The organism is Niastella caeni, assembly GCF_004834005.1.
GTDB lineage: Bacteria > Bacteroidota > Bacteroidia > Chitinophagales > Chitinophagaceae > Niastella > Niastella caeni.
Map to the genome: position 1 here is coordinate 835612 of NZ_STFF01000002.1, position 14839 is coordinate 850450.

A 14839-nucleotide genomic window follows, 5' to 3' on the forward strand; every position below is an offset into this window, starting at 1 on the left:
GGGAATCATTGGTGAATGTATTCAAAAAGAAAGCTAATGAAAAAAGAAACGATTGTAGCTTTTGATTTTGATGGAACTATAACCCATTCTGATACTTTTCTCGCTTTTTTACGATTTACCCATTCTGCAACCCGTTTGGTGAGTGGCTTTCTGTTATTGCTGCCCACACTGGTGTTATATAAATTAGGCGTGATCCCCAATTATAAAGCGAAAGAAAGGGTATTTCGCTGGTTTTACAGAGGCTGGCATATTGATCGTTTTGATGGAAAGTGCAAAGAATTTACACAACACATTGAAAAATTGGTGCGGCCAACTGCACGTGATCTTATAACCAGGTATCGTAATGATGGGGCCAAAGTAGTGGTGGTTAGCGCCTCTATAGAAAACTGGTTGCATTACTGGTGCATCAATAATGGGATCGATACGGTGATCGGTACAAAAATAGAAATAGACCAGCAAGGGTATATCACGGGGCGCTTTGCATCGAAGAACTGTTATGGACCTGAAAAAGTGAACAGGTTATCTGCCTTATATCCGGCACGGGAAAGCTATATACTGGAAGCGTATGGCGACAGCCGGGGCGACAAAGAGCTGATCTTATTTGCCGATCGTGGTTATATGAACAAGATCTGATAGAAAGCCGATGGCAGCAATGCGGAACCGGCATCGAACCAAAAAGCCCCTTCAAATCCAATGACTTGAAGGGGCTTTCTAATATGATCTATTTAAATTTTACCTGAAAAATCAATCGTCGCCCCCGGTTACATTATTCTTTCCATATCTGGGTTGTTATCACATTGTTGTCGCTGGTGAAAACAACGAAGTAGGAGCCTTTTGCCAGGCTGGTAACATCAATACGGGTTTTGGTTACACCTGCATAAACAGGAACTGTTTTCAATACTATGCCATCTACACCAACCACGCGTATAAAAGAAGTATGGCTGGTGACCGGGCAGGTAACCGTAACCGCTGTATTGCCGGTGATCAGGCTGGGGTATACATTAAAGGGCCGTGCTTTTTCGTTATTAAAGGAAATAACGCTACTATAGTTGATAGTGCCATTCTTTTCAATCGATTGTAGCCGGTAATAAACACTCCCACCAGGAACATGCATGTCAGTCGCTGTATAGCTATTCAATACCTCTCCTTTGGCCGCTACCTGCTGCACAGGCGTAAACACAATACCGGCTGCGCTTCGCTCTACGATATAATGACTCATATTTATTTCATCGGCCGTTTGCCAGTTCAGTTGAATGGTGCTGTTTTTCCGCTGACCGCTGAAGTGCAGCAGCGTTTGAGGTAATGCCTGGCAGGGGTTCAACATAAGGCTCCTGCTGGTTGTATTGGTACAACCAGCTATGGTGCAGTTGACCGATATGGTATAGGCGCCCAGATCCGATACAGTAACAGGGTTAAGGGTAAGCGTATTTCCGGTACTGGTACTGCCATTGGGGCGCTGCCAGGTATAGTTGTAGAAAGGACTGGCCGGCAGGGTGAACGTAGCAGCACCTCCAACACAGGTACTACCGGTGGTAGCTGCATTGGGTAACCTCAATGTATCAATGGTAATGCTTTGTGAGTAACTGTTGGCGCAGGCATCGGCCATCAGGAATGTGTAAGTGCCTCCCACCAGGCCTGTAAATACCGGGCTTGCCTGCATTGGGCGGGTGGTTGGCCCGGCGAGGATCTGCCATTGATAAGGAGCAACACCCCTGGTACTGTCGGGCACCAACCCAACCTGCCGGGTAGCGCCGCAAAGCGCTACGGCAGCAGTTGAATTAAACCGGGGTTGATTATAAACAGGAATTACGATCGTGTCCCTGATAACATCGCAGCCGGGATTGGTTCCTCCAAAATATGTTGTCCAATAGTTATGTTGATACTGATAGGTCGCATGGTAGGTTCCGGCTGAAAGGTTCGTGAGCGAATCGGTAATACTTACATCCGGACCTATAAAGGTGTTAGAAAATATTGAATTGACGGTTACATGGCCGGGCGCCCATCCCGGACCCGTGGCATTCAGCAGGATCTTGTTGTCGGCTGCGCATCCTTTTTGCAGCGCGGCCGTGAACACCGAATGGCGCACATCATTAGGCCCGAAAGTAATAGTAAGGCTGTCTTTCTGCCCGCACGTGTTGTTGATGGCGTACAACTTATAAGTACCGGGCCCAAAATAGCCCAGTATGCCATATGAAGCAAAATTTTTTGTGGTATCCGGGTAGGTATAGGTATGCACCGTGCCGTCGGCAAACCTCACGGAAGGAGGGCCAGAGGCCAGTACGATATCAGCCGGCTGGTTGCTGTAGTTGAACTGTATTAAGAGGGCTGTTGTTCCCTCCCGGCAGGTAGCGTACGGCAAATTTTGCGTATGGGATATCTGAAATGCAGGCGCCGCCTGCCAGTTGAATGTCACCGAGTCTCTTCTGCAGCAATCCTGCCGAACCACTTTATAACCCGTGCCGGGTGAAAAACCCGAGAACGTAGAATTATTGGTTTGCGTGGCCAACACGGCGCCGGAAGGGCTTACCAGTGTATAGGTAATGGTGCCGCAGTGCAATGATGCAGGATTACGATCGAACATATACGAATATTGACTGCCGCACGCCCCGGGAAGCGTTGGATTAACCGACAGATCCATGTCGGTTGAAAGAATAACGTTACCCGTTGAAGAAACGCCGCACTGGTTGGTAACAGTTACCGGCATTTGCTCAACAAAGCCCGTTGTATGATGAAAGCGTATGCGGAAAGTATCGTTGAAAGAACCGGCGTTAGGAGCGGTGAGCACATGCGTAACAACCGGGCCGGTTGGCGGCGATACCGATATAGTATAGGGTGGCCTGTAGTTGGATATATCGAAGGTAAGGATAACGGCAAAAGAATCGCAGGCCAGGTATTGCATCCTGGAAGTGTTCAACGTAACAGTGCTTGTGGGCGCACTGAGGCTGACCGTGCGGGATTGGAAATTGCCGCAGGAATCGTTTACCCGGCAGGTGTAGGTACCCACAGGCAGGCCGGTAAATACATTGGCCGTTTGCGGGCCCCTGGTAACGGGCGAAGGACTGATCAATGAATAGGTAAGCGGCGCCCGGCCATTGGCAGTAATGGTTATGGAGCCATCGCTGCTGCCGGGGCAGGTGGGCGATTGCGAGGTAACGTTCAATGCGGGAACGGCGTATGTACCGCTAATTGTAAAATTGCGGGTAACAGACGTATTACAGTTATCGGTTACCTGTACGGTATAGTTACCAGGCGCCAGCGACTGTAATATGTTCGAGGATTGCGGTGGCAATAAAGTGGTTCCTGCAATAATGCTGTACGTATACGGAGTTGAGCCGCCCGATACCAACACCGTAGCAACGCCGGAAGCCTGACAGCGGCTTTCGGTGACCGTGATGGAATTAATAACCAATGGTGTGGGGGCAGGGCATTGGGCTTTTGATTTTTGCATGCACACAAATAGCAATAGCATGCAAAGCATAACCTGGCCTGGGGTACGGTACATTTGTTAACGTTTTTCTGGTTAGGAATTGGAGGGAATACAAAGAATATTGGTTCACGTTATTCCCTGTATTGCCGGGCCGCAAGGTATTTTGTTTGAACCTATGTGGAGATAGAAATACTTGGATGTTGTATGGAGTTGATTTTATATATAACAAACGCATATGTTGTGAAAAACATAAGCATCGTTATTTGTTATTAACTTGTAACGAGCTAATACTTTTTTATATGATAATAAAAAAAGGAAAGCCATCGAAGGACAGCTTTCCTTTTTTATTCAATTACTTAATTATTGCGGATACAGGATCTGTGTAGCCAGCACATCGGCTGAAGTAAATCCATTCCAGGGAAGTACAAATGAGTTCATCACTGAATTAGGATCTGAAGTGGGCGTACCAGAAATGTGTATGCCCGAAGTTTGGTTGGTGTGGTGGAAACCAATGGTGTGACCAAATTCGTGTGTAATGGCAAACAATTTTTGGTTGGCTGCCAGGTTGTTGTAATTAGAATTGATCTCCACGCTTACACCCGGCCGGCCGTTAGACGTAGGCAAATAAGCCCTGGCAATCCAATTGGCGGCCTGAAAACCCATAAATACCCGGCAATGTGCACCCGACTGACTGGATACGATAGACATGCCCAATCTTGATGAGGGCACTGCATTCCAGTTATTTACAGCTCCCTGGATCGCAGTTCTCCAATTGGATGGAACGGCAGGATCGATGTAAATGGTAATGTTGCTGTTGTACGAATTGCTAACGATGTAATTGTTCCGTCGCTGTTCTGTTGCAACGGTCTTCCAGTTGGCAATCCGTTGTTGCAATTCGGGAAAACTTAAAATAATGTCCTTTTCTACGATCACCCGGTCGTTGTCGAATACAATCTGCTGTTTGTCGAATCCCTGGCTGGCAAGATAACTGATGATTTCTTCCGTGTTCTCATGATTGTTGGGCGCTTCAGGCTCTTTAGATTTTTTAGAGCAGGAAGCCATCAGAAGTAAAACTGCGGCAAGAAAAAGCATAGAATTGGTTTTCAATTCTCTCATGTGACTTGTAATCATACTGTAAGGTTTTAAATGGTTGGCAATACATTAAAACTACTAATTTTAATGCGCAAGTCATTCGCCATATTTTACACATTTTTAAATCCTTTATAACTGATCTTCTATTATCAGGTAGTAGTCAACGTTGATGTAGAAACGCCAATATGAAATATGCAGGTAATCAAGCTCAACAGCCCATTCGTTCAGTTCAATGAGTTTCGTTCCTTAGGGTTGAGGTTAAACAATTTGCCGGAATTTACCTGACTACGGTGGCCTCTAATTCAATTTTTAACGTTTCGAAAAGGCTTTTTACTTCAATCAATGTACTGGCTTGCTTTATACCATGCTTAGTTATCCATTCCTGAAAAATATCAAAGCAGGTAAAAAGCTCTGCTGATGAGGTTGTAAGTATATTTAACCGAACAATATTTTTACAGTCATAGCCTGCCTCACCGATCACTTTTTCAAGGTTTTGAATGGCCTGAACTAATTGGGTTTTCATGTCGGCGGCACTTGATTTTCCATCAACGCTTACCGCTGCCTGTCCTGAACAATAGAGTGTGCCTTGCGCATGTTTTACTTCAACGGCCTGCACATAACTGCGTTGATCCTGCCATTGCCATGGATTAATAATTCTTTTTTCCATTTTACTTTTTTTTGTTTGTGCTAATACTGGCATATTAGCTATTAAAGCTAACGCCAGGATCTTTGCTGTTTTATTCATTATTACAATTTTAAATCACTACACTGCAAAGCTGCGAATAACGTAGCAATTTTGGTTGTACATACATCACAATTTCAGCGTGATGTAGATCACATTAAGAGGATAATCTGCTTAAGGTTTCGCGGGAAACACCCAGGTACGAGGCCAGCAGGGTTTTGTTTACCCGTTGAATAAGCGAGGGATACTGTATTAGCAATTGTTCGTAACGTTCTTTGGCACTGGTAGTAAGCAAAGAAAGTATTCGCTGTTGAGATGCTATATAACCATAATGCGATTTTGTAAGGAAGAAATGTTCCATCTTGGGAAGGCTGCCGCATAACTTATTATGGTCATCCAATGAAAGGCAAAACACATTGGCATCCTCAAGGCAGTCTAACGACATGGTGGCTTTAGCTTTTGTAAAATAAGCCTTGTAATCGCTTACCCACCAGTCTTCCATGGCAAAGTGCAATATATGTTCTTTATCATTTGCATCGGTATATGATAACTTTAATAATCCTGAAACCACGAAATAAGAATGGTTAACAGAGTCGCCTTCCTGTATCAGGAACTGATGCTTTTTCACTTTCCTGAACGAAAAATGAGAGAAAACGACCGCAAACTCTTCATCAGTTAGCGGTATAATTTTTTCAATATGTTGCCTTAGCTTTGTCTGCATTTCAGATATGGTAAACAGCAAATATAAGCATTGCTTATTTGTACATTTTAAGGGGATGAATATCCTTATAAAGTTGTTTTAACCTAAAAACAAGCTCAATGACAGTTGAACTAATTTCCACATCTAACATAAAAGCGCTTGCTCAACTGATGCTGGAGTTATGGCCAGACAGTTCATTTGATGAAGAATTGGAGAGTTGCATAATAATATTGAATAACGATAATGATGTCTGCTACTTAATTAAGGACAAGGAAACTTATATTGCATTTATTCATTTAACTGTGCGACTTGATTATGTAGAAGGGGCGAATAGCTCGCCTGTTGCATACATAGAAGGACTGTATGTTAAAGAAAATTGGCGACACCTGGGTATTGGGAAAAAAATGATCAATCTCGGAACTGAGTGGGGAAGGCAAAAAGGTTGCAGGCAATTGGCTTCTGATACAGAGCTTAATAATGTCACAAGTATTGAATTTCACAAGAGAATGGGATTTTTTGAAGCAAACCGGATTGTCTGCTTCATAATGGATTTATAAACCGAAAAAATAAAGTCTGTTAAGGCCGGTGACACCCGTCACCGGCCCAATGGCAGTCACATAGTAAGAGCTAACAATGGGGGTTATTGCTTTATTATTTTCCGCGTAGTGGTTTTTCCATTGATCGTTACCTGTACCAGGTACATGCCTGCCAATAATTTACGGGTATCGGGGGTAATCGATATTGTTGTATTACCCAACGCTTCAGCGGATCGGGTATAAAGCAGTTTACCGGTAATATCGAGCAGGTTGATCTTTACTTTCGATTGTACCGGAGTAGCGACGGTGATGCCGAATTTATCGGCAAATGGATTGTTTGTTATGGTGATCGCATTTTCCGGCGCTGTTTCTCTCTTAACGGTCACAACGGTGCTGTAGTTGAACTGCCCCCCTTTATCAACCTGTTTAATACGGTAATATATAACGTTGCCGGTATAGGTTTTATCGGAGTAAGCATATGCATCGCCGTTTGTATGGCCCGAAGCAGGAACAGTGCCTATGGAAGAATATTCTTTACCGGTATAGCTTCTTTCTATTTCAAACGCATCGGTATTGATCTCTGAAGACGTTTTCCAGGTGATACGAACGGCGTTGTTAAGCATTTCACCCTTCACATATTCCATGACGGCCGGCAGTACCGAGGCTGAAATAAAGACGGCGTAATCTTCAACCTGGCCGAAACTGGGGATAAAACAGGCATCGCCTATCGGACTCACATTCCACGAATTACTCGGTTCAGCTATTACCCGCATGCGTAACATTTCTCCGTTCTTTGCTCCCGGCGGTATGGTAAACATGGCGGAAACTGCCGGGTAAGGAGGATTACCACTAAAGTTTGATAAAGTATTTGCAAGAATGATCTGTTCGGTTGCATTATCAAACACGCCATCTTTATTATAATCGATCCAGGCCCTTACCTGTTCATTAGCATATCCAGATGTACTAACGGTGAAAGTATAAGTGCCGCCAGGTTGCAGGGTAAACCTCCTATTGCAATTAGCCGCAAAATTAAGGTATCCGTTTCCGTCAAAGCGGGCGTTACCGGATTCCATCCGAATGTCATTGACCGAAACACTCGTAACTCCGTAGCCGTTAGGAAGGGGTTTAGGGAAGGAGGGAGTACATAGCAGGGGTGGTTCAGCAAAATTGCTTATCCCAGGAACCAAAAGTGCCGGGGATCTGGCAAGAACGGCCAGGCTTGGTAAGGTCATTGCTGCCAGCATCCTGGCTTTTTGCCCGGGGGTGAATAATGTATTGCACCGGGAATAGCTCATGAAATTGTATTCTGTATTCTTGCTGTAGTTTGTGCCTGTACAGGGATTGATACCGGTTCGGCAGGAGGAACGCTCGAAGGTGATGGGATCGGTATCGCAAACTCCGTCGCCCTGCTGGGTACAATCTGTATTGTTCTGGCATTGCGTATTGTTAGCAGAGCCTTCAAACACATGGTACAGGTTCAAACCATGACCAATTTCATGAACCAATACCATTTTTAAGCTGTCCATTTCCCTGGCCACCATAACCACACCATTAGCATTAGATACATTAAAACCAGGAAAAGTGGCATAACCCAAAGTGTTGCCGCTTATTTTATTCACCAGCCAAATGTTATAGTAGAAAGGAGGATCCCATAAGGTGCCCTTTTTTAAATCGTTGTCAGAGATACCGTTTTTACTGTTTTGATTCGGGTCCTGTACACCGCTTGCTACATAAGTAGCATTGCCCGAAAAATCAATTCTGTCGATACCATTGAAGGCCTCACAGTTCCTGTCGCTTTTAGCCAGTACAAACTGTATCTGAATATTTCCTGCTCCGGAAGGGTCCAGGCCGGGATGCGTACCCGCGAAAACGTCATTCAGGTAGTTAATAGCTCCGATGATCCTCGCCTCGGAAGGATTGTTAATGCTTCCTACCGGTTCACCGGTATGCACTACGTGTACTACTACCGGTATGTAATAGAGGGTACTCATTGTACTCTCCGCACGTGCATTGGACCTGCGGGTCTCCTGTTCTTTTATGGCTTTTTGGATCTGTGCTTCAGCTTCAATTACCTGTTGCCGGTATTGAGGATCATTCTTCAGTAAATTCTTATGTAAACCATCAAAGCCGCAATCCTGTGCAAAGGACCGGGAAATAAAGCAGGTTAAAAAAATAAAGCTTAAATGAATAAATTTCATCAGGTATCGGATTTTTGTTAATGTGTAGATTATAACCGTGCAAAAGTGGAGTGTTTGGGGAAGCTGTTTTCTAGTATTAAATGGATTATCAATAACGTCAATGTATGCCGTTCTTCAATGTAAGATTCACTGGATGGGCACTTCCAATGGTTTAGGAAAGCAAAGCCATTGAATCAAATGACAGTATATTTTTAGACGAACTAAATAAAATTGGCACTTCTGATCCGAAGAATGCCGACCAATTTTTTCATTTTACGAGAAAGAGAAGAAAATACCTGGATGCTGCAGATACATCGTGGTTTGGAACTTTGAAAAAAGAAGCAGAAAAATTTACAAAACAAGAACTTAATAATCTTGATAGCGGGATGCTTTTTTCAGGCAAGGTTTTATTACCATAAAGCAAAACCTCCCCAATGCTGGCCTAAACATATAAACAACTCTTTGAACTATCAGTAAGTTCAAATGTCTTTCTGTCGATGCATTGAATTTTCATTTTTCTAGTTTCTAATTTTGGATTGTTAATTAGTGTAACCTATCCCTGTTTCAACTTTTCCATTTCGGCAATTGTTTCTTCCAGCTTGTCGAGTACACGACCATACATCAAACGTACCTCCCATCTGTAAATTCTACCTGAAAAATAAAGTATCAGCAGGGTAGCCACTCCCGTGATGATCCATACAAATAATGGAACACTCCCAATAAAAATTACGTCCGGGTATTTTTGATACATTTTCGAGGTTATTGGGCCTTTATTCCATGCAGACCACATAGCACTTATGACAATCAGAAAATAAAGTGGGTACGAAATACCTAATATTTTCGCATTCTTCGAGATGTTATCTTTAAGCCATCGGTCCAACGACTTGAGATAGTCAAGACTGGTTGTTCCGTGATCCAGTGTTTTGATGCTTCGCTTTTGCCGTTCGCTGTACCAGGCTGTAAGAAGGAGCAGTATAGATACGGCAACTCCTTGCCAGATGACATCCAGGAAATAATACATAATGGGAAAAACAATTGACATGCTGACAATAGCAATTAAGTTGATCCTGTACATCCTTTTCACTTTATCAACCAGGCCCTTTGATTTTTGGTTGTACAAGGCATTAATTTTTGGAGCCACTAAGCTCTTTTCATTCAAAAAGCCTTCTTTCCAAATTTCTTCAATTGATTTTTTCATCGAGTATTTTTTTTAAACGTTCTTTAATTCTGTTCACTCGAACACGTATGTTGTTCGCATTTGTACCAAGGATATCGGCAATTTCATGATAAGAATTTTCTTCCAAATACAGGATGATCAATGCCCTGTCAACTTCTGACAAGTGTCTGATGGCAACATACAATTGGTTCAGGGACTCGTCTTCAAAGGCCCTGTTTTCAATTATTATCACATCAGGTAAAACATCCGAAGTGAAATACGTTTGTCCATTACTTTTCTTTTTTTTGAGTAGCGTTAGGCACACGTTTAGAGAAATACGATAAACCCATGTTGACCATTTGCATTGCTCGCGAAAATTATCTTTGCTTCTCCAAATTTGCAGACAAACCTCCTGGTAGTAGTCCTCAAAATCTTCTTGCGAATTGGTATATGCCCTGCAAATCTTGATGATGATTGCTGCAAACGGTAAAATCGAAGTCGGGTAAAAATCTTTACTCACTTTGTTTGTTTTAGTACCTAACCTTTGCGCCAGGCAAGGAATAAGCACTTCTTCATAATTCTGTTGCTTCTTTATTTAGTGGCTAAATTAAAAGAACATTACACCTCCCTGATTTTTTTTAGTAAGTGGGGATTTATTTGATAATAAATGAATCTTATTCCTAAAAAACAGGCAGGAACTAATAAGACGGCTTGTTTGTTACCCGTTTGTTATTCGAACCAGTTAACACACTGTCAGTCAAAATAAGGCACATTTTGTATTGGGAAATAATCACATGTAACTAGTTGTTTAACTTTAAGCGGTCACAAAATCTAATCTTCTATCTGAAAACATATTAAATTATTTCTAAAGAGGCTGAATTTTTGTATCTCAGGAATTAAAAGAAGAACTGGAGAAAGTTGCGGATAATGAATTGAGTTTTTCTTCGGAATTTACGTTTTTAGGCACCTAACTATGTAGGGTATATTTTTACAATATGGCCAAGGCAGGAGAAAAAGAGGAACATTCCTTCTTAATAAAATCAGGCTAATACCTATCTTTATCTCTTGTTTAACCCCTTTGAAAATGAAAATCAAACACCTGCAAGCGTTCGTCGTTTCCTGCCTAATTATTTCATGCGGCAACAACGCAACCCAACCGGCTCCCACGGGCCAACCGGCAATGAAAGGAAATACCCAAGTTGAGACGGCCCAACTGGCTCAGGCCACCAGCGATACCGCAAAATGGATCAACAGCTTTCGGGAGTTCAGGGATGCGGTTTACCAGCGCAAAAAGGAAAAAGTAAAGCCATTTATTGAGTTTCCTATAGCAAGCCATGAAATATGGTACCTCGTGGGCGATGATAGTAAAACAAATGTACAAACAGATGAAAGCATACCCTTTACCGAAAAGGACTTTGAAAAGCATTACTCAAAACTGTTCTTTAAAGAATTCGTCAATTGTTTGCTGAAAGTTAAAACGGAAGAATTATATAAAAGCGGAAAATATCAAACCCCGTCGATAAAAGACGGTACTACCACCTACGTACTATATTGCACTGTTGACAAAACGGACAACATTTTAACGCTTAACTTAAACAGTAACTCCAGAGTTGACATTGGTAACGGAGAATACGAATCAGGGGAAGGTAGCACCATTTATATCTTCGCTATTTTACCCAATGGAAAGATCAAGCTCAAAAAACTGCAAATGGCAGGGTGATACCTCTTCATTGTAACCCCATACCTCGGCCGTGAATGAAAAATGCTACCCTTCGTATCAACAAGACGAAGGACCGCACATATTTCAGGCTCTTACATTGTCTATCATTTAAATTTTTATTTAGTTGTATTTCAAACAAGAAGCAGATGCACGATAAACCGTCCAGATTCATAATTTAAAATTGTTCCCCCGATTTGTTACAATAACCCATTACCCTACAATGAGGGAGGAAATAACGTTTAATATCGAAGACCTGATAGAAGTTTTATACCCATGTCATATTGAATACATACTTAAAAACTGGCGCCAAAAAGAACAATACATCCAGCCTTATCTAGAAAAAAAGAATAGCAAAATTCACGCATTTATCAGATAGGGACATTAAAAGATTTCTATGATAACGGGCAACTTAAACATGATATGGCAACTTTTGTCTTATTCCTTACTATCGGCTTGAAACATAGAAGCCCTCTATGGACTCACTGAGGAATATTCAGGGGGCACAACATACAATTAACGAATAATCCTTATCCAAGTAATACTAAGAAATAATTTCCCCGGCCGGCCCAAATTTGCATGTTTATGATCTGATACTTATAACAAAAATCCGTTACCTGATGAGACCCGTTTTCCAAAAATACATTGTCAAATGGACTGTAAGAGCCCAGTCGCAGCAATCCCTGAAATCGGCTATGAAAAAGATTTTCTGCCTGATGGTAGTATTCCTGCAATGTAGGGGACGGATGGTTTTTTGTCAGAGTCCCGGCGGGGTAGCTTCAAACCTGACATTATGGATAAAGGCCGGTAGTGGAGCTTCCCCATCTTCGGGGGGCACCCTTACAGGATGGACGGACATGACAGGCAATAACAGCTTTTCCCTGACGTCCACGGGCACGGGGTTAACGGCGCCCGTAGTCGTTCTCAACGGACTTAATTTCAATCCGGTGGTTCGTTTTACCGGATCAGGAACCGACGGTTATCGCCTGCTGGGAAATACGTCGATTACGATGTCGGAGGCCTCGGTAGCCGGTAGTTGGACCGGGAACGTAATGAATAACCGGGGTGCTTTCTTTTCCCCTATCAATAATGGCGGGGGCGGTAATTCCCGGTATTATTTCTGGTCGGCCTCCAAAACCCAGTTGTGGGTCGGATTCGGGCCGGCCAACTCCGGCCCGGGTTATGTAATGGCAACCTCGCCGGATTCAAACGTTCCTGTCGTCCTGACGGCCAGCGGTACCGGCAGCGGCAGCATGTTAAACATGAATGGACTGGATGCCCGTACAGGCAGTGTCAGAGGAGGGTATACTTCCACCACAATGACCGATATTCCCCAGATTGCCGACCGATCTTCCTCGGACTCCAAGATGAATGGCGACATCGCCGAGATCGTCGTCTATAGTGCGGCCAATTCGACTACGCTTCGAAATAAAGTAGAATCCTACTTAGCCCTTAAGTATGGCATTACGCTTGGGAATGCAACCTCTCCCATCAGCTATACCTCTTCGGCGGGCGCCGTTTTCTGGACAGGCCTGGCTGCATACCAGCATAACATTTTCGGCATCGGAACAGATAATGGATCGGGGCTGGTACAAACCAGTTCCAATAGCGTCAACTCGGGCAGCGGCGACGGGACAGGACAAAGCGGGTTGGGCAACCTTGTACTGAAGACTTTATCCCCATTGACAAATGGTCAATTCCTGATGGTCGGCACGGACTCCGCGGCGCTGACGGAGGAAACGATCACGGCAGCCATAGGCCCGGCGGCGGCCATCGGCTCCAAGCGATTGGTGCGCACCTGGAAAGCGCAGAACACCGGAGCTGTTTCTTCCGTCAATCTCAGCTTTGACATGACTGGGCTGACGCTGTCCGGCGCCTCGGTGGCGACAAATTATTACCTCCTTATCGACAACGATGGGGATGGAAATTTTACAACAGGCACTCAAACCTATGTGCCGGCGTCCGGTATCACCGGCAGCCTCATTTCTTTCTCCGGCACCAGTGCACTGGCCAATGGAGTGGTTTTTACCCTGATAACCGTTCCCTCGACGGTGTTTGTTCTTGCCGACAGGTGGCAGGGGTTCACGGCTTCGGCGGCGGGCAGCAGTGTAACCCTTCATTGGAATACGGCACCTGATCTTCCCATCGATTATTTCAATGTGTATCATTCCACCGATGGCACTACTTTTATCCCGATCGCGCAGCTACCCCTTACAACCGTAATGCCGCCGGCAGGGATGTCGTATGTGGTGTCCGAGCGTGGCGCGGGCACTTATTTCTACCGGTTACGGGCAGTGCTAAAAGACGGGGCTGAAAACTACAGTATGATCCGGTCGGTCAGGATATCGGCTTCACAGAGGCTGAAGATACTGTCCAATCCTGTGGTCGGCGGAGAATTGAAACTGCAATTCCATGCGTCGGCAAGTGAGTCGGTGATCGTTTCTCTATTCAGCGCCTCCGGCAGCAGGCAACTCACACGGATCTGGTCGGTGGCGCCGGGAGAGAACTTGTTGACAATGGATATACATCGGTTAGGGAAAGGACTCTATTTCCTTCGACTTGATGGCGGTCATGGCTACGAAACATTAGTCTTCGTAAAATCCACTGGAATGAAATAGGAGTAAGGACGAACCCGTCCGCCATGTGCCGGGCCTTCATCAGCGGATTGTTTGGGAATCCTGAGTCATGGAAAACTAGTTTTTCAGGGACCTTACAGCAAGCTTAAAGCGTTACAGCAGCAATCGGCTATCATTCAAATTAGCACAAATAATAACCAAAGGGCTCTTGAAGTTCTCCGCACAAAGTTTACCACATCTATGAGCCCGCGTGCTCTTATAACAATTAATTATCAAAATGAACAGCAGGTTGCCGCTATATGCAAATTACTGGTAGAAGAGAATATAGACATCTACCAGGTACAATTAGAGAAAAAAGACCTGGAAAATATATTCTTTGAAATTACAAAAACTAAATGAACCAATTTATTCAAAACATTAGCACAGAGTTTATAAAATCAAAGAAAACATTCGCATGGTGGCTGGTGATTTGCGGCGCAGCCTTTATGCCGCTATTTATTTCATTTGTATTTTTAAGTAAATGGAAATGGCTGATTCCTCAACCCAGCCACAACCCATGGGACGATTTCAGTGAAATGTCATGGAAAGGAACGACTTTTATGTACTTGCCTTTCTTTGTGGTTTTGCTAATTTGTTTGTCATTAAATATTGAACACAAAAACAATACCTGGAAACATATTTTTACATTACCTATTCCTAAAGAGCAATAATTACATAAACAAGCAACTGACCTTACTTATATTTATTGCTTTGTTTTATATGATATATATGCCTGT

13 protein-coding genes are annotated in these 14839 nt (G+C 43.6%); 6 read left to right on the plus strand and 7 right to left on the minus strand.

Annotated features, from left to right (window positions below; genetic code table 11):
• Positions 1 to 36 precede the first annotated feature (36 nt).
• The gene (locus tag FAM09_RS10815) at positions 37 to 633 is read left to right on the plus strand and encodes an HAD-IB family hydrolase (protein ID WP_136577103.1); all 597 of its coding nucleotides are present in this window, start codon (positions 37 to 39) and stop codon (positions 631 to 633) included.
• Between the two features lie 133 nt (positions 634 to 766).
• On the opposite strand, the gene FAM09_RS10820 is transcribed toward FAM09_RS10815, so the two are convergent.
• The 4 genes from FAM09_RS10820 to FAM09_RS10835 form a co-directional block, all read right to left on the minus strand.
• Positions 767 to 3448: a T9SS type A sorting domain-containing protein gene (locus tag FAM09_RS10820; RefSeq protein ID WP_243751647.1), complete on the minus strand. Its 2682-nt coding sequence runs from the start codon at positions 3446 to 3448 to the stop codon at positions 767 to 769.
• Positions 3449 to 3787: 339 nt separating this feature from the next.
• Positions 3788 to 4558, minus strand: a complete 771-nt coding sequence (locus tag FAM09_RS10825; RefSeq protein WP_136577105.1) for a M57 family metalloprotease — start codon at positions 4556 to 4558, stop codon at positions 3788 to 3790.
• Positions 4559 to 4796: 238 nt separating this feature from the next.
• Positions 4797 to 5264: a RidA family protein gene (locus FAM09_RS10830; RefSeq protein WP_243751648.1), complete on the minus strand. Its 468-nt coding sequence runs from the start codon at positions 5262 to 5264 to the stop codon at positions 4797 to 4799.
• A gap of 94 nt (positions 5265 to 5358) precedes the next feature.
• Positions 5359 to 5922: a Crp/Fnr family transcriptional regulator gene (locus tag FAM09_RS10835; RefSeq protein WP_136577106.1), complete on the minus strand. Its 564-nt coding sequence runs from the start codon at positions 5920 to 5922 to the stop codon at positions 5359 to 5361.
• 98 nt (positions 5923 to 6020) lie between these two features.
• On the opposite strand from FAM09_RS10835, the gene aac(6') reads away from it, so the two are divergent.
• A complete protein-coding gene (gene aac(6') / locus FAM09_RS10840; protein ID WP_136577107.1) occupies positions 6021 to 6458 on the plus strand; it encodes an aminoglycoside 6'-N-acetyltransferase in 438 nt (145 codons plus the stop codon).
• Positions 6459 to 6541: 83 nt separating this feature from the next.
• Here aac(6') and FAM09_RS10845 read toward each other — a convergent pair whose 3' ends face one another.
• The 3 genes from FAM09_RS10845 to FAM09_RS10855 form a co-directional block, all read right to left on the minus strand.
• Complete coding sequence (locus FAM09_RS10845) at positions 6542 to 8635, minus strand: zinc-dependent metalloprotease (protein WP_136577108.1); 2094 nt, start codon at positions 8633 to 8635, stop codon at positions 6542 to 6544.
• A gap of 532 nt (positions 8636 to 9167) precedes the next feature.
• A complete protein-coding gene (locus tag FAM09_RS10850; protein ID WP_136577109.1) occupies positions 9168 to 9812 on the minus strand; it encodes a hypothetical protein in 645 nt (214 codons plus the stop codon).
• On the minus strand, positions 9796 to 10290 hold the full coding sequence (locus tag FAM09_RS10855; protein WP_136577110.1) for an RNA polymerase sigma factor: 495 nt from the start codon (positions 10288 to 10290) through the stop codon (positions 9796 to 9798). Before FAM09_RS10855 ends, FAM09_RS10850 begins: the two co-directional genes overlap by 17 nt.
• Before the next feature lie 564 nt (positions 10291 to 10854).
• Between FAM09_RS10855 and FAM09_RS10860 the strand changes: the two genes are divergently transcribed.
• The 4 genes from FAM09_RS10860 (at position 10855) to FAM09_RS10870 (ending at position 14773) form a co-directional block, all read left to right on the plus strand.
• Positions 10855 to 11490, plus strand: a complete 636-nt coding sequence (locus FAM09_RS10860) for a hypothetical protein (RefSeq protein ID WP_136577111.1) — start codon at positions 10855 to 10857, stop codon at positions 11488 to 11490.
• 692 nt (positions 11491 to 12182) lie between these two features.
• Positions 12183 to 14105, plus strand: coding sequence for a T9SS type A sorting domain-containing protein (locus FAM09_RS10865; RefSeq protein WP_136577112.1), 1923 nt, complete (start codon positions 12183 to 12185; stop codon positions 14103 to 14105).
• Positions 14106 to 14303: 198 nt separating this feature from the next.
• On the plus strand, positions 14304 to 14462 hold the full coding sequence (locus FAM09_RS30665; RefSeq protein WP_153825447.1) for a hypothetical protein: 159 nt from the start codon (positions 14304 to 14306) through the stop codon (positions 14460 to 14462).
• Positions 14459 to 14773: an ABC transporter permease gene (locus FAM09_RS10870; protein WP_136577113.1), complete on the plus strand. Its 315-nt coding sequence runs from the start codon at positions 14459 to 14461 to the stop codon at positions 14771 to 14773. Before FAM09_RS30665 ends, FAM09_RS10870 begins: the two co-directional genes overlap by 4 nt.
• The last annotated feature ends 66 nt before the right edge of the window (positions 14774 to 14839 follow it).